The following is a 15,588-nucleotide window of genomic DNA, read 5'->3' on the forward strand; positions in this document are numbered from 1 at the left end:
GCGGGTGTTGTGCAGGTTGGGTGAACTCCGCCCCGCGTCCGTGAACGGCACGCGGGGCGGAGAGGGGAGTGGAGGCTCAGCCCACGGTGTACGTGTACGGGATCCCGATCAGCTCGGAGCCCGCCGTGAACGGCGAGTCCGTGTCGATGTAGACGGTTCCGTGGACGACCGTGCCGGCGGGCGCGGTCGGGGTCAGCGTCAGGTGCATCGTCGCCGTCTTGCCGGGGGCGGCCCGGACGCTGTCGAAGTCGGCGCTCGGGTCCCAGTACGCACCGGTGGAGGCCTTGGCCGCCGGGTCGAACGCCTGGGTCGTGGCGGTGAGCGTGACCTTCGCGGTGCCCGTGCCGGCCGGCTTGTCCCGGTAGGGGCCCTGGTCGGTGACGTCGGTGATCCACTGTCCGGCGGCCAGTTGGCCGGCACGGGCGGCGGCGACCGTGGTGCCGCCGGGCCCGGTCCGCCCGAACACGGCGGGCGCGCCGGTCCAGGGGTAGAGGTTCAGATCGACCGGCCGGTCCGCGCTCGCCGTGGCGACCAGCCCGGTGGTGTGCGAGGGCACGGTCCAGGTCGGGCCGCCCTCGTTGACCTTCCCCGTCCCCGACTTGTCGTCGCCGAGCTCGAAGGCGCTGATCTCGGCCATGCTGTCGAGCCGGGGGTCGAGGAAGTAGAACCGCACGGCCGGGCCGGAGTTGACCACCCGGACCGGGACGGTGAGCGAGCTGCCGCGCTTGAGGACGCGGGACGCGCTGTCGGGCAGCCCCGGTGCCGACGCCGTCACGGAGTCGAAGCGGACCTTCCCGGTCACCTGCTGGCTGAACGCCTTGCCGCTGACGGCGTCGGGCAGTCCGACGACCAGGGTCCAGCGCCCGGCGGCCGGACGGTTCGCGGCGAGGCTCGCGTACTTCGTCGGAACGCTGTCCTTCCCCGCGGTGCGGTCGGTGTCGCGGGCGAGGACCTGGCCGTCGGGGCTGATCAGGTAGTAGACCAGGGTGGCGGCGGGGTCCTCGGCCGTGAGGTCGATGGTCAGTCCGCGCCGGCCCGCCGGTACGTCCAGGTAGTAGCCCTTGGTCTGGCCGACGTCCCGGCCGACACCGCCGGTGACGGTGGCCGCGAAGGAGGTGCTGTGCCCCGGCGCCGGGTCGGTGGGGATCAGCGTGCGGCGGGCCACCGGGAGGGACATCCGCGTCCCCGCGTCGGAGGCGAACTGGAGCGAGAACGGCGCGTCACCGGCCGTACGCGGCAGCGGGACCCGTACGGGGAACCGGGCGGTGCCGCCCGCCGGGACGGTCCGCGTCTGCTCGGGCACCCCGGCCGTGGTGTAGCGGTGACCGGTGAGCCGGACGGTGACCGGGCCCCGGTAGCTGCCGGGCTTCAGCGGCTTCTCCTGGAGGTGCATCCGGCCGTTGCTCCACACCACCTTGACCGTCCAGGCGCCGGGGCGCGGGTCGTGGACGTCGACGTGCTGGTAGTTGCTGTGCAGGCCGTAGCCGTCGTAGTCGTAGCTGAACTGGGTCAGCCGCCCGTCCGGATCGACCAGGACCAGCGCGAGCTTCCCGGAGTCGGCGGTGCCGGGCCACACCATCTCGGCGTCCAGCAGCGGGGTGCCCTGGGGGACCTGGACGGTGAACGGCCGCGCGGCGAGCGCGCCTTCGCGGTCGTCCCCGGCCAGCGGCGCGCCGACGGTGACCTTGCGCTGGGAGCTGAAGGTCTGGGCGCCGACCGTGCGGGAGGTCATGGTGACCCGCTGCGGGCGGGCGGCGGTGTTGGTCAGGGAGACGGCGGTGTCCTGCGTGCTCCCCGGCTTGCCGGTGATGGTCAACTGGCCTGCGGAGGGGATCAGTTCGGCGCCGCTCGACTGTGCCGCCCGGACGGCCGCCGCAGTGTCCAGCAGGCCCGCGCCCTGTTCGTCGGCGGGAACGTGCAGGTCCCGCGCCGTGCCGGTCAGGAGCCGCTTGACGAGGTCCGGCGCGGGCCGCAGCCCGCCGTGCGCGTCCTTGTACGCCTGGATGACGACGGCCGCCGCGCCGGCCACGAAGGGCGCCGCCTGGCTGGTGCCGCCGAACACCTGGGTGGGCAGGGCGCAGTCGCCGAATCGCGGGGAGGCCGTGCAGGCGGACATGCCGACCATGCCGGGGGCCACCAGGTCGACCAGCTTGTTGTCCTGGGTCGTGCCGCCGGAGGACAGCCCGGCGATGTTGTCGCTGGTCCACTTCCGGTAGCCGAGGCCCTGCGCCGCCAGCCGGAAGGACGTGGAGGCGCCCACGCCGATCACGTGCGGGTCGCTGGCCGGTGAACCGATCGTGCCGGACGTCCCCGAGTCACCGCTGGAGGCGACCACGGTCACCCCGGCGGCGACCGCGGCGTCGTCGGCCAGCCGGATGGGGTCGGTGGCCGCGTCGGGGTACGTGTTGCCGCCGAAGGACTGGCTGAGGACGTCGGCGTGGTGGTCCACCGCGTACTCGATGGCCCGCACGAACCCGGAGGTCCAGGTGTTCTTGCCGAACACCCGCAGGTCCATCAGCTCGGCGCCGGGCGCGAACCCGCGGATCCGGAAGGTGCAGCCCTTGGGGAGCTTGGCGTACGGCAGTTGCGCGGACATGTCGTACGTCCGGCTGCCCTGCGCGGCGATGGCACTCGCGTCGCCGAACGCCTCGCCGCCGCCGGTCGCGGCGTTCACGCCGTCGCCGCTGAAGTCCTCCCGGTCGGTGACCACATGGGTGCCGTCGGGGCGGATGAACTCCGGGTTGTCCGCGTCCATGCCCTCGGCGAAGAAGGCGACCTTCACGCCCTTGCCGGTGGCGGTGCGCTGCGCGGCGTCGGTGTGCGTGAGCTGGAGGGCCTCGGGTTCAAGGAGGGGCTCGGCGGGGCTCTTGGGGCAGTACGACGGGGCGCCGGTGCTCGCGGCGGTCGTCGTGGCGCCGTGCGTGTCGGGCAGGCGTATCGGGAGGTCCGGTACGACCGCGGCCACGTTCCGGTCGGCGCGGATGCGCGTTATGGCGTCCGGCTTCAGGGTGGCGGAGACGGCGTTGATCAGGCTCATGCCGCTGACGTGGGTGGCGCCGTCCTTCTCCAACTGCGCCATGACGGGGGCCTGGTCCTCGGCCGCGGCGTGAGCGCGCTCGGTGGAGCGCGTCCGCATCGGGAGGCCGGTGAGCTGGTCGCGCAGGACGACGATGACCCGCTGCGCTGGGCCGCTCGGGCTGTCGGCGGCCGACTGCGCGGGGGCTGCTCCCAGGGAGAAGGCTCCCAGCAGGATCGTGGCCGCGAGCGCCGCTCGTCTTCTGTTGTCGTGCATGAAGTTCTCCGCTTGTGGGGGGTGCGGGACGGCAGTGACCGCCGTCGATGATCATTCGCCCCAACTCGTGAACTTCGTAAGGCACTTCATGTCAAAGGATGCTTAAAGTTTCAAGTGCGCGGCGAGGGTGTGACCGGGAGCGGTTCCGGTCGCATTATTGGCATGGACCCGACCGATGGAGCGGGATCGCGAGGTCGGGACTGTCGACGTGCCGGTCATCGGGCCGGCACCAGGGAGGTCACCGTGATCACCACCCCTCGCGCGCGCCGTCGATTACTTCGCACGGCGGTGTTCGGCGTGCTCTTGCTCGTCTCGTCGTTCCTGTCCGGCCTGTCGTCCCCGTCCGCGTCTGCCGCACCGGCCGCGCGCGTCGCTTTAGCGGACTCCTTGGGCAACGCCACGCACTTCGACGGCCTCGGAGCGCCGTACGGCGGGTGCGGAGTGCCGCAGGCGAACCTGGAGTCACAGAACTTCGTGGCGCTCAACGTGTGGAACACGCCGGGCAGTTACGCCGGGCAGCCCACCCCGCGGCCGATCCCCTCCGGCGACGCCGCCCGCATGGGGCTGTTCGCCAACGGCCACAACTGCGGTCGCTGGGTCCGGGTGGCGATCGGCGACTACTGCACCGGCGTCAACGACGGCGCGGCGGGCCAGGCGTTCTGCCGAAACGGAAGCTGGACGTCGGACCAGTACAACGGCGCGACCCTGGACATGCTGGTCGCCGACAGCTGCGGCGACACCAACGCGTGGTGCCGGGACGACCCGTACCACCTGGATCTGGCCACCCAGTCCCTCAACGCCTTCCAGCTCGGCGGGCGGCCGGTGGCGGACATGTACCCGGGCCGGTGGAACAACCGGCACGTCTCCTGGTCGTTCATCCCGGCGCCCGGCTACTCCGGCGACATCGCGATCGGCTTCGTTCAGAACGCCGCGCCGTGGTGGCCCACCATCGACGTCACCCACCTGCCCAACGGCATCCACGGTGTCGAGTACTACAACGGCGCCGCGTGGGTGTCGGCCACCATGGTCAGCGACCTGGGACAGCAGTACGCGATCGGCCCGAACTCCTCGGGCGGCTCGAACTACACGATCCGGGTCCGTGACGTCGACGACAAGCTCGTCCAAAGCGGCCGGACGTACACCTTCGCCCTGCCGGGCTCCTGCTCCTCGGGGTGCTCCCAGCCGTACACCGGCGTCAGTTACACCACCGGCGGGAGCGGGGCACTGGACGTACCGACGAACCTCGCGGTGACCGCCACCACCGCGACCAGCGTCTCGCTGTCCTGGAACGCCTCGTCCGGCGCCGCCGGTTACACCGTCTACCGCGACGGGCAGTCGGTGGGCACCACCACCGGCACGTCCTTCACGGACAGCGGGCTGTCCGCCGCGACCTCCTACACCTACACGGTCAAGGCGTACGACAGCGCGGGCGGCACTTCTGCCGCCTCGGTCGGTGTCTCGGTCACGACGGGTGGCGGCGGGGGCTCCGGCTGCACCGCCACCACGCGGGTGGCCAGCTCCTGGTCCGGCGGCTTCACCGGCGAGGTGACGGTCACCAACACCAGCACCTCCACCAGCACAGGATGGCGGACCGGCTGGAACTGGCCCGGCAACCAGAAGGTGACGTCAGCCTGGAACACCAAGCTGACGCAGTCGGGTTCCTCGGTCACCGGCGCGAACGCCGACTACAACGGCACGATCCCGCCGGGCGGCCGGACGACGTTCGGCTTCAACGCGACGGGGGACGCCTCCGGTCTGCCGAGCAGCGCTGTCTGCACACTCAACTGAGCCGGGCGATAGCAGGGTTGGGGCGGGTGTGCCGGACGAGCGGACCCGCCCCCGTTAGTCATGGCGACGGGGAGTTGAGGTCCTTCGGACGGCCGTCGAGCACGGACAGGCTGGCAATGACCTCGTCACCGGAAACAACTTCCGTCGGCTGAAAGCCCACAGAGGCGTAGAGCTTTGCCGCCACGGTGTTGTCCGGGTGATACGACAAGCGAAGCTCCCGGCAGCCCTCGCGCAGGGCCAGCCACTCCATGAGAGTTCGTACCGCCGCCCGCCCGACCCCCTTGCCCTGCTCGGCGCCGTCGATCACCATCCCCCCGAGCCAGTACGAGCCGTCCTCGTCGCGGCCCCACATGATGTGGCCCACCACCGTGTCATCGGCGCAGACCGCCAGCGAGTGCCAGACGCCTTCCCGCAACGACAGAAGCAGATAGCGAGCCGCCAACGCGGGCACGTACCGGCGCTGTTCGTCCAGCGGAGCGACGTCCGCGACGGCACGCCAGTTCGCGTCGCTTATTTCATGCAGGACGACATGTCGTCCCGCTCTGTCGGAAAGCCCAAGGGTGATCACGGAGTTCAGGCTACGAACCAAACGGTGCGGTGTCTTGAGCGGTTCTGCCGTCAGGACTCCCCGTGGGGCGGCAGCCGTCGTGTGATGCGGTCGAACAGCTCCGTCAGCGGCTCGCCGATGTCCCGGCCGAACTCGGTCAGCCCGTACGTGACCTGGGGCGGCGTCGTCGGCTCGACCTCCCGCCAGACCAGGCCGTCCTGAACCAGCGCGCGCAGAGTCTGGGCGAGCATCTTCTCGCTGATGCCCTGGATGCTCTCGCGCAGCTCGTAGAACCGGAGGCAATTGCTCCGCAGGGAGATCAGAATCCAGACGCCCCACCTGCTGGTTACGTGGTCGACCACGTCGCGCGCGGGACAGTCCGTGTGAAGCACGTCATACCGCCCCCTTGTCGTGTCCTGTCTGCGCTGCACGCTTCCCGTCATGGCATGAGCTTACTTCCAGGTATGTCCTTACTAAAAGTTAGCCAGCCCTCCTAGCGTGAAGACCACAGAGGACAGGGCGACCGACAAGGAGCTGATCATGTTCGTAGTGACCGGGGCCACCGGGAATATCGGCCGACCGTTGACGCGGGAACTGGCCGAGGCGGGCCAGCAGGTGACGGCGGTGTCACGGCACTCGGCGACAGTCCCGGACGGCGTCCGCCACGTGGTGGCCGACCTGTCCGAGCCGGCCGGCCTCAAGCCCGCGCTGTCCGGCGCGAAGGCGCTGTTCCTGCTGTTGTCCGGCGACCTGCACGCCACCGGAGCCGGCCCTGCCGACATCATCGGTGAAGCTGCGGCCTGCGGTGTCCGCCGGGTCGTCCTGCTCTCCACGCTGGGCGTGGTCACCCGGCCCTTCGGCACAACGCGGATGGCGATGCGCGCACTGGAGGACACGCTGCGGGAGTCCGGCCTTGAGTGGGTCATCCTGCGGCCGGGCGGCTTCGCCTCCAACGCCCTGTGGTGGGCCGAGTCCGTCCGCTCGCGTCGGGTCGTCGCCGCGCCCTTCGGGGACACAGGGGTGCCGATCATCGACCCGGCCGACATCGCCGCAGTCGCGGCGGCCTGCCTGCTGGATGACCGGCACACCGGCGGTGTGTACGAGCTGACCGGCCCAGAGGTGATCACTCCGCGCCGGCAGACAGAGGCCATCGCCGCCGTGCTCGGTTCGCCGGTGAGGTTTCACGAACTCAGCCGTGACGAGGCCAAGGCCGCCATGACCCAGAGCATGCCGGCGGAGCTGGCCGACGACACCCTGGACATCCTCGGATCTCCGAACCAGGACGAACTGCGCGTCAGCCCGGACGTTCAGCGGGTCCTCGGTACCACCCCGCGCCCCTTCACCGACTGGGCCGCCCGCAACGTCGCCGCGTTCCGCTGAGCCCGCTCCCTGTCTCTGCTGGGCGTGCGCAGTGCCTCCTGCAACCGGGACAGCACCTCGTTCACGGCCGTCGAATCTCAGCCGTACCACCCGTACGAGGAGCGATTCCAAGACGACTTCCGCATCGCCTGGCGGAAAACGACCAGCACTGGACGATTCCGGCCCACCACCGGTCCCGGCCGGAGCTTCTACGTTCGTACGAATCCCAGCGAGGAGGCACCCCTCATGACCATCACCTCGAAGACCCCGCGACGCGTGATGCGGACGGCGCTGCTCGCGGCGGCGACCGCCCTGATGGTGGCGTTACCGGTCGACGCGAACGCGGCAGAAGCGCAGGTGCACACGGCGGGGCGGGTCCAGGACGCGGGCGGCACGCTTCGGTACAGCTGGCCCGGCGTGTACTTCGAAGGACGCTTCAGCGGCACCGGCGTGGGCGTCGTCCTCGACGACCCGGCCGCCGACTACGACGTACAGATCGACGGAACCACGGTCGCCACACTCGTCACCCCCAGCAGCACGACGCATTGGATCAACGGCCTGGCGAACGGCACGCACACCGTCCGTCTCGTCAAGCGCAACGACACCCCCTGGAGCACCGGCTCCTTCGGCGGCTTCCTCGCCGCACCCGGCGGCGCCGTACTGGCCAAGCCCGTCGCCCGCAGCCGCCAGATCGAGTTCATCGGCGACTCCCTGACGGTCGGCTACGGCAACCTCTCGACCTCACGCACCTGCACCGGGGACCAACTGCGCAGGACCACCAACACCGACGCGAGCTACGGCGCCCTCACCGCCCGGCGCCTCGGCGCCGACTACCAGGTCAACGGCTACTCGGGCCTCGGCATGGTGCGCAACTACAACGGCGGCTCGCCGGACGTCACGTACCGGACCTACTACGACCGCGCCCTGCTGAACGTGCCCGGCGACGTCTGGCACAACCCCGGAACCTGGCGCCCCCAGGTCGTCGTGATCAACCTCGGCACCAACGACTTCTCGACCGCCCCCAACCCCGGCGAACCCTGGACACCGGACAGCCTCGCATCCGCCTACCGCGCCGCCTACGGCGACTTCGTCCAGAAGCTGCGCACCCGCTACGGCGCCGACACCACCATCGTGGCGGTGGGCGCGGGCCGGTACGCCGACCATGTCCAGCAGGTCGTGAGGGCACGCAACGCCGCCGGGGACAGCCGGGTGCGGTACTGGTTCCTCGACGACGAGGGCCTGGACTTCCTCGGCTGCGACTGGCACTACTCCGCCCACGACGACCGCCTGATCGCCGACCGGCTCACCCCCTTCCTCTCCGGCCTGCCGACAGGCTGGTAAGGCGCCCACCCTCGCCGATACATCCGATGTAAAGCATTCCCTGGGCGGAAGCGAGCCACACAAGTACCGCTGATTTAAGGCTACTTCTGCCCCGGTTCTGGACAACTGCCGCCTGTGCACCCGCTAATACATCCCATGGATAGGCAGGAGAGAGCCGTGTCCCAACCGATCAGCCGCCGCACGGCGTTGACCGGCGTGGCCGCCATGACGGCTGCCGTAGTGGTGCCGCCGGTCCTGGCGCCCCCCGCCCACGCCGCTGCCGCGAACCAGCCCCTGCCCCTGCCCCCACTGCGGATCCCCCGGCCGGACCTGGGCGTCGAGCAGCAGCCCGACGAGAAGATCCGCTGGATGCAGGACGCCAAGCTCGGCATGTTCATCCACTGGGGGGTGTACGCCGGCCCGGCCAAGGGCGAGTGGTACATGGAGAACGCGGCCGTCACCCCGGAGAACTACCGCAGGTACGTCACCGACGAGGGCCCCGCGCAGTTCACCGCCGACGCGTACGACCCCGCCGCATGGGCGCGCCTCGCCAGGGACATGGGCGCCCGGTACACCGTCCTGACCGCCCGCCACCACGAGGGGTTCGCCCTGTGGCCGTCCACGCACCCGAACGCCTGGCACTCCGGCCAGGCACCGCTGGGGCGCGACTTCATCGGCCGGTACGTCTCCGCCGTACGCGATGCCGGACTGCGCGTGGGCCTGTACTACTCGCCCCTGAGCTGGCGCTACCCCGGCTACTACGACGTCCACGGCACGGGCTGCCTGCCCAACAAGTGGGGGTACGTCACCGACCCCGCGCACCACGAGAACGCACGGATCATGAAGAACGAGGTGTACCAGCAGGTCAAGGAGCTGGTCACCCAGTACGGCACGATCGACGACCTGTGGTGGGACGGCGGCTGGCTGGGCCAGCAGGGCTCCGACGCGGACGCCGCCTTCTTCTGGGAACCCGGCAGGTTCCGGGACCCGGCCAACGAGTGGCCGGTGGACGCCGCATACGGCGACACCGACACCGAGACGGGGAAACCCCTGGGGCTGACCGGCCTCGTCCGCAAGCACCAGCCCGACATCGTCACCACCCTGCGCTCCGGCTGGATCGGCGACTACGCCAGCGAGGAGGGCGGTGCCGTGCCGACCGGCGCGATCCGCTCCGGGAAGCTGGCGGAGAAGTGCTTCACCATCGGCGGCGCCTGGGGCTACACGGCCGGCGCGCCCGTGATGAGCTTCGGCGCCATCATGGACATCCTGGTCAACGCCTGGGTACGGAACATGACCTGCCTGCTCAACGTCGGCCCGGACCGCACCGGCGCGATACCGGCCGACCAGGCGGCGGCGGTGCGCCGGGTCGGCGCCTTCCTGACCACCTGCGGCGAGGCCGTCTACGGCACGCGCGGCGGCCCCTGGCAACCCGTGGACGGCCGCCACGGCTTCACCTACCGGGGCGACACCTTCTACGTCCACCTGCTGCCCGGCCACAGCGGCACCGCCTTCACCACCCCGTCCACCGGGGACGCCCGGGTCACCCGCGTCTTCGACGTCGCCACGGGCACCGGCCTGCCGTACACCGTCGGCCCGGACGGCTCGGTGACCGTCACCGGTATTGACCGCACGCGTGTCCCCGAGGACAGCGTCGTCGGCGTCACGCTGGACCGCTCCGTGGAGCCGTCCGACATCGCCGCCGGCCGGACCGCCACGGCGAGCAGCCAGGAGAGCGCCCACGGCAACACGGCGGCCAGGGCCGTCGACGGCTCCACCGCCACCCGCTGGTGCGCGGCCGGGGGCGGCAGCGGCGAGTGGCTGAAGGTGGACCTGGGGGAGCGCAGGCAGCTGACCGGAGCGCGGATCGCCTGGGAGTTCCCGGACACGAACTACCGCTACCGGATCGAGGGTTCCCCCGACGACGCCGGCTGGACCACCCTGGCCGACCTGTCCGCCACGACCGCCACCGCACAGGTACAGGTCGCCGCCTTCCAGACGCAGGCCCGGTACGTACGGGTCACCGTCACCGGCCTGCCCTCCGGCGCCTGGGCCTCGATCCGCAGCCTGGAGCTCTACGACCGGCCCTTCACCACCTCGTGAGCCGACCCCTTCATCGATCCGACTTACTCAGAGAAAAGGACGTTCTGTGAGAAAGCTCTGGACCCTCCTGACGGCCGTGCTCGTCGCCGCCGTGTTCGGCTCGGCGGCCCCCGCCTCCGCCGCCCCCACCACCCCCGTGCGCCTGATGCCGATGGGCGACTCGATCACCTGGGGCGTAGGCAGCAGCACGGGGAACGGCTACCGGAGTTCGCTGTACAACAAGCTCGCGGCGGACGGCCATCCCGTGGACTTCGTCGGCACCGGGCGAGCCGGCTCGATGTCCGACCCCGACAACGAGGGCCACTCCGGATACCTGATCCACCAGATCGCCGAGCTCGCCGACGCCGCGCTGACCCGCTACCGGCCCAACGTCGTGACGCTGATGATCGGGACGAACGACCTCGACCGGTCGTACCAGGTCTCCACGGCCACCGCCCGGCTGAAGTCGCTGGTCGAGCGGATCACCGCCGCCGCGCCCGACGCGACGGTCCTCGTGGCCTCCCTCGTCGTGTCCACCAGCGGCTCCGAGGAGCAGTACCGCGCCGCGTACAACCAGGCCGTCCCGCAGATCGTGAACGAGGCGCAGGCGGCGGGCCGGCACGTCGGGTACGTGGACATGAGCGCCCTGACCAGGTCCGATCTGGCCGACGCCCTGCACCCCAACGACGCGGGCTACGAGAAGATGGCCGCCGCCTTCCACCAGGGCGTCCGCACCGCCGACGCCGCAGGCTGGCTGCGAAACCCCGCCCCGGCCCCCGCCCGCGTGGCCTCCGGCATCGCCGGCAAGTGCCTGGACGTCGCCGGCGCCGGGACCGCCGACGGAACCGCCGTCCAGACCTGGAGCTGCGGCGACGGCGCACAGCAGCTGTGGTCCGCCTACACCGACGGCACCCTGCGCTCCCTCGGCAAGTGCCTCGACGTCGTCGGCGCGGGCACCGCCAACGGCACGAAGACGCACCTGTGGACCTGCCACGGCGGTGCCAACCAGGTCTGGCAGGCCTACAACGGCGGCTACCGCAACCCCGCCTCCGGCCGCTGCCTCGACGTCCCCGGCTCCACCACGGCCGACGGCACCCAGCTCCAGCTGTGGGACTGCCACGGGGGCACCAACCAGAAGTGGACGACTCTCGCCGCCGGATGACACCTGCGGTTTTCCGCACCGAGAACCACCCGACACGGCCGTGGTCGCGCTGATACCTTCGGCAACTGGCGTATCGGTCGGGGGAGTTACCACCCAGGGGTGATCGTGTGAGCCGGTCCTTCGCACCCGGTGAGGTCATCGTCCGCAGCGAGGTCCTCGACGGCAAGGAGTGGGTCGTCTACCCGGTCCGGGTCGTCCTGGACGCACCGGACCTGCTCGCCGTGTACGTGCACCAGGGGACCCGACTCACCTTCGGCGGAAGCGACTTCAGCCTCGGCGCACACCCCTGGGCGGCGTCCGACCGGTTCTGGCGCTCCGCGGGCGTTCTCCAGCTCCAGCGGCCGGGCGACTGGTACGCCGTCTGGGGCCGCTGGGAGGGCGACGAGTTCGCCGACTGGTACGTCAACTTCCAGCGCCCGCTGCGGCGTACGGACCGGGGTTTCGACACCCTGGACCTTGAGCTGGACCTGGTGATCCCGGCCGACGGCTCGGCGCCGCGGTGGAAGGACCTCGAAGAGTTCGAAGCGCGCGCCGGGCGGGGCGAGTTCGAGCCGGAGGAGGCCGACGCCGTACGCCGGGCCGCCCGCGAGGTGCGTGACGCGGTCGGACGCGGGCGCGACTGGTGGGAGTCGTGGCGTGACTGGCGGATGCCTGAGGGGTGGAGCGTGCCGGGCGCCGTGGAACTCGCGTCGCTGGAGTGGGACGCGCCGCTCAGGACAGGGCGGCGCGGACCCCGAGGGCGATGAAGACGACCGCCGTCACCCGGGTGAGGGCGATCTTGAACCGGGGGGTGCGCGTGATGTGAGCGGCCTTTTCCACGAGGAACGTCCAGCCGCCCAGCCACAGTGCGGTCATGACGGCATGGACCGTGGCCAAGGAGAGCATCTGCGCGGCGAACTGGTGCCCCGAGCGGATGAACTGGGGAGCCAGGATGAGGTAGATCGACACGGCCTTCGGGTTGAGCAGGTTCATCATCAGGGCCTTCGAGTACGTCGAGGAGGCCCAGGCCGGCCAGCGCCGTCGCGATGGTGTGCCTGCCGCCGTCGGTCCGGCACTGCGCCAGGTCCAGATCCCGAGGCCGACCAGGAACACCGCACCGGTCAACTGGACGGCCGTGAAGGCGCGTTGCGAACTCATCACCAGCGCCGAAAGGCCGACGGCCGCGAGGGTGGCGTGCGCGTAGATCCCAGTGGTGGTGCCCAGGATCACGGACCAGGCCTGTCTGCGGCCGTCCTCCGCGACCTGCTGGATCAGCAGAGTGAGACTGGCTCCAGGGGCGATCGTCAGCGGGAGCAGGGCCAGCGCGAAGGTGACGATCGCGTAGGGGTGCGGCACAGGAAAAAGCCTCTCGAACGGGAACGGCACCGTCTCCTGCGGCCGGGGGAGAGCGCACAAGGACGCTCTCCCCCCACCGCGCCGTCTCCCTCAAAGGAGCAGCGGTCCCGCCTTCTCCTTCAGCTCGTCCCCTCGCGCGATCTGCGGGAACAGCCCTTCTCGGATCGCGCGGTAGTCCTCGGGGAAATCGCACTCCGAGAAGAGCAGACTCCCGGGGAACTCGGTCAGTTCGAGCAGCCCCAGCGTGAACAGGTACTGCCAGACCTCCTCGTGCTCGGACAGCCGGCCGCTGTAGCCGTAGGGCCGCCGCTCCGGCGGGTCCCCGACGATCCACTCGGTGATCTCGGCGGCGAGCTTGGCGGTCGACGTGTCCAGAGCGATGAGCCCGAGGCTCTCGCCCAGCAGGGACAGCCCCTGGGTCATCGTGTCGGTCATCCCCTTGCCGATCAGCAGGGGCTGGTCGGCGCTCAGGCCGTAGACCCGTACCTCCTCGCTGTCGCCGCTGACCCGCTTCACCACGCTCAGCCTCGCTCCGGCGCCGGCGGCGCTCTCGGCGACGATGCGGTCCAGCACCCCGCGTTCGTAGACGATGTCCGCGTCCGTGACCAGGGTGCGCGCTCCCTGGGGCCGCCAGGCGAGCGCTGCCCGCAGCCCGGCGAGCATGCTCACACTGGACCCGGTGCGCTCCTCATCGGGGGTGTCCACGACGACGAGTTCGACGCCGTCGTCCTTGCCGAACGGTTCGAACCAGGGCAGGCCGGCCGGGCTCACGACGACGAAGGTCCGCTCGACCCCGATGCTCCGGAACAGCTCCAGATGCCGGCTCATGAAGCTGGTGTGCTCCCCGGCCGAACCGGGCAGGGCCGCCGCCGACGGTGCGTCCTCCTGCCGTATCGGCAGGAGCGACTTGGGCAGCGAGACCCCCTCCACCGAGCCCATCCGCCGGTTCTCCCCGGCGGCGAGGACGATCGCGCATTCGGTCATGGTGGCTCCTCAGCTCGCCGCGCTGCTGACGTCGATGATGGTGGACGTGATCGCGGAGGCGGAGCCCACGCAGATGCGGGACAGCCGTTCGCGGTGCTCCTCGTACTTGCGCTCCCAGGCCACCGGGTCCCGTTCGTAGATGGCCTGGTTGTAGCGCTGGAGGAAACCGCCCACGAGCTTCTCCAGGGTCGCGGCGGAGATCTCCGACAGTTGCAGGGTGGAGCGGGCGGTGTCGATGTGCAGGGCGCCTTCGTAGGTGATCGTGCCGTTGCTGACGGACTCCTCGAAGAGTTCGGAGCCGGGGATCGCGGCGGCGATGAAGACGTTGATGGAGTGGAACGGCAACTGCTCGACGTAGGCGAAGCCCTCCTTGATCTGCTCCTCGGTCTCGCCGGGCATCCCGACGACGAGGGTGCCGTGCATGAGGACGTCGAGGCCGTCGAGGTAGGCCATGAGGTCGGGGACCTTGGTCAGGTCGACGGGTTTGCGGTGCTTCTCCTTGAGGGTCTCCGCGCTGCCGCTGTCGAGGGACAGGGTGATCTGGTAGAGGCCGGACTCCACCATGCGGTCGACGAGGGGCGGGCTGAGCGTGTTGACCATGATGCCGTTGGGTGTGCACCAGGGCAGCTCCAGCGGGACCATCTTCTCGAAGAGTTCCTGCGCGCGTTTGCGGTCGAAGGTGAGGTTGTCGTCGGCGAACTGGACCTCGTCCACCCCGAAGCGGTCCTTGTAGTACTGGATCTCGGCGATGACGTTGTCGGGGGTGCGCGCGAGGTACTGCTTGGAGAAGTTGGTGCTGGCGCAGAAGGTGCAGCCGACGGGACAGCCCCGGGAGGTGTACAGCGGCAGGACGCGTTTGCCGCGCGGGTAGGGGGAGAACGGCACGTTGTGCGCGAAGTACTTCTCCAGCGGGAGCTTGTGGTACGCAGGGAACGGCAGCCCGTCGAGGTCGGTGATCCGCGCGAACTGGGGGTTGGCGAAGACCTTGCCGTCGCGCCGGCCGGCGAGGCCGTCCGCGTTGGTGTCGATCCTGCCGTCGGCGAGGTTGCGCAGGAAGGGGCCGAGGCGGATCTCGCCCTCGCCGCGCAGGACGTAGTCGATGAACGGCACACCGTCCTGGACCGCGTCCTTCAGGAAGCGGCTGGCGTAGATGCTGGCGTGCAGTCCGCCCGCGATGACGGTCGTCTCCGGCTTGACCTCCTTGACCAGTTGCGCGTACCGGTAGAGGTTCTGGAGGTCGGAGGAGTAGATCATGGTGAAGCCGACGACGTCGTAGTCGTTCTCGGCGATGTAGGCGCGGAACCGCTCCTCGGTCATGCCCATGTTCCACACGCCCTCGGCGACGCGCACCTCCTCGTCGATGCCTTCGACGATGCAGTCGAGGACGTCGATGTCGATGCCCTCCGCCTCCAGCGCGCCCGCGATGTAGCACAGGCCGATGGGCGGGACGACGCGTTTGACTGCGCCCTCGTACATGCACATCGGCGGCATCACGAGCAGGGTCCGCGGCAGCCGGCCGAGCGGCTCGGCGACGTCGAGCAGCTGGGGTCCGCTGGGGCGGGGCTTGCGGACGCGGGCGGTCTCGTCCTTCTCGGCCAGGTAGATCCGCAGCGGGCTCTCCTGGGGCAGGTGCTGGTCGAGTTTGCCCTGCTTCACCCGGAGGTCACGTTCCTGCGCTCCGGAAGTCTCCTCGGTCATCGGCGGTCGCTCCTCTTGCAGTGG

The 15,588-nt window shown here is 70.4% G+C and carries 12 protein-coding genes; 6 read left to right on the forward strand and 6 right to left on the reverse strand.

Going from position 1 to position 15,588, the window contains the following annotated elements; translation table 11 throughout:
- Nucleotides 1-76: 76 nt before the first annotated feature.
- Nucleotides 77-3,292: a S8 family serine peptidase gene (locus tag J8M50_RS24380; protein ID WP_010359154.1), complete on the reverse strand. Its 3,216-nt coding sequence runs from the start codon at nucleotides 3,290-3,292 to the stop codon at nucleotides 77-79.
- Between the two features lie 243 nt (nucleotides 3,293-3,535).
- Between J8M50_RS24380 and J8M50_RS49735 the strand changes: the two genes are divergently transcribed.
- Nucleotides 3,536-5,080, forward strand: a complete 1,545-nt coding sequence (locus J8M50_RS49735; protein ID WP_029184511.1) for a cellulose binding domain-containing protein — start codon at nucleotides 3,536-3,538, stop codon at nucleotides 5,078-5,080.
- Nucleotides 5,081-5,138: 58 nt separating this feature from the next.
- Here J8M50_RS49735 and J8M50_RS24395 read toward each other — a convergent pair whose 3' ends face one another.
- Nucleotides 5,139-5,648 (reverse strand): GNAT family N-acetyltransferase, encoded by a 510-nt coding sequence (locus tag J8M50_RS24395; protein WP_010359151.1) that lies wholly within the window; start codon nucleotides 5,646-5,648, stop codon nucleotides 5,139-5,141.
- A 50-nt stretch (nucleotides 5,649-5,698) separates the two neighbouring features.
- On the reverse strand, nucleotides 5,699-6,070 hold the full coding sequence (locus J8M50_RS24400) for a winged helix-turn-helix transcriptional regulator (protein ID WP_029184510.1): 372 nt from the start codon (nucleotides 6,068-6,070) through the stop codon (nucleotides 5,699-5,701).
- Nucleotides 6,071-6,167: 97 nt separating this feature from the next.
- Here J8M50_RS24400 and J8M50_RS24405 point away from each other — a divergent pair, with 97 nt between their 5' ends.
- The 5 genes from J8M50_RS24405 (at nucleotide 6,168) to J8M50_RS24425 (ending at nucleotide 12,293) form a co-directional block, all read left to right on the forward strand.
- A complete protein-coding gene (locus J8M50_RS24405; protein WP_029184509.1) occupies nucleotides 6,168-7,007 on the forward strand; it encodes an SDR family oxidoreductase in 840 nt (279 codons plus the stop codon).
- A 225-nt stretch (nucleotides 7,008-7,232) separates the two neighbouring features.
- Entirely contained in the window at nucleotides 7,233-8,327 is a 1,095-nt protein-coding gene (locus tag J8M50_RS24410; protein WP_010359148.1) for an SGNH/GDSL hydrolase family protein, read from the forward strand.
- Nucleotides 8,328-8,483: 156 nt separating this feature from the next.
- Nucleotides 8,484-10,406 carry an alpha-L-fucosidase gene (locus J8M50_RS24415; protein ID WP_010359147.1) on the forward strand — a complete coding sequence of 641 codons (1,923 nt, stop codon included), beginning with the start codon at nucleotides 8,484-8,486 and terminating at the stop codon, nucleotides 10,404-10,406.
- 46 nt (nucleotides 10,407-10,452) lie between these two features.
- Complete coding sequence (locus J8M50_RS24420; RefSeq protein ID WP_010359146.1) at nucleotides 10,453-11,547, forward strand: SGNH/GDSL hydrolase family protein; 1,095 nt, start codon at nucleotides 10,453-10,455, stop codon at nucleotides 11,545-11,547.
- Between the two features lie 107 nt (nucleotides 11,548-11,654).
- Nucleotides 11,655-12,293 (forward strand): ribonuclease FAU-1 family protein, encoded by a 639-nt coding sequence (locus J8M50_RS24425; protein ID WP_010359145.1) that lies wholly within the window; start codon nucleotides 11,655-11,657, stop codon nucleotides 12,291-12,293.
- Here J8M50_RS24425 and J8M50_RS24430 read toward each other — a convergent pair.
- The 3 genes from J8M50_RS24430 to J8M50_RS24440 form a co-directional block, all read right to left on the reverse strand.
- Nucleotides 12,259-12,882, reverse strand: a complete 624-nt coding sequence (locus J8M50_RS24430) for a LysE family translocator (protein ID WP_010359144.1) — start codon at nucleotides 12,880-12,882, stop codon at nucleotides 12,259-12,261. The genes J8M50_RS24425 and J8M50_RS24430 overlap by 35 nt on opposite strands.
- Nucleotides 12,883-12,972: 90 nt before the next feature.
- Complete coding sequence (locus J8M50_RS24435) at nucleotides 12,973-13,866, reverse strand: Sden_1164 family protein (RefSeq protein WP_010359143.1); 894 nt, start codon at nucleotides 13,864-13,866, stop codon at nucleotides 12,973-12,975.
- Nucleotides 13,867-13,875: 9 nt separating this feature from the next.
- Complete coding sequence (locus J8M50_RS24440) at nucleotides 13,876-15,564, reverse strand: Sden_1168 family B12-binding radical SAM P-methyltransferase (RefSeq protein WP_050370317.1); 1,689 nt, start codon at nucleotides 15,562-15,564, stop codon at nucleotides 13,876-13,878.
- Nucleotides 15,565-15,588 lie beyond the last annotated feature (24 nt).

This window comes from Streptomyces acidiscabies, from assembly GCF_020010905.1.
GTDB classification, from domain to species: Bacteria; Actinomycetota; Actinomycetes; order Streptomycetales; family Streptomycetaceae; genus Streptomyces; species Streptomyces acidiscabies.

Coding starts and splice junctions, on each gene's coding strand:
- J8M50_RS24380 (WP_010359154.1), bottom strand. CDS start 3,292: ATGCACGACAACAGAAGACGAGCGGCGCTCGCGGCCACGATCCTGCTG.
- J8M50_RS24400 (WP_029184510.1), bottom strand. CDS start 6,070: ATGACGGGAAGCGTGCAGCGCAGACAGGACACGACAAGGGGGCGGTAT.
- J8M50_RS24405 (WP_029184509.1), top strand. CDS start 6,168: ATGTTCGTAGTGACCGGGGCCACCGGGAATATCGGCCGACCGTTGACG.
- J8M50_RS24410 (WP_010359148.1), top strand. CDS start 7,233: ATGACCATCACCTCGAAGACCCCGCGACGCGTGATGCGGACGGCGCTG.
- J8M50_RS24435 (WP_010359143.1), bottom strand. CDS start 13,866: ATGACCGAATGCGCGATCGTCCTCGCCGCCGGGGAGAACCGGCGGATG.
- J8M50_RS24440 (WP_050370317.1), bottom strand. CDS start 15,564: ATGACCGAGGAGACTTCCGGAGCGCAGGAACGTGACCTCCGGGTGAAG.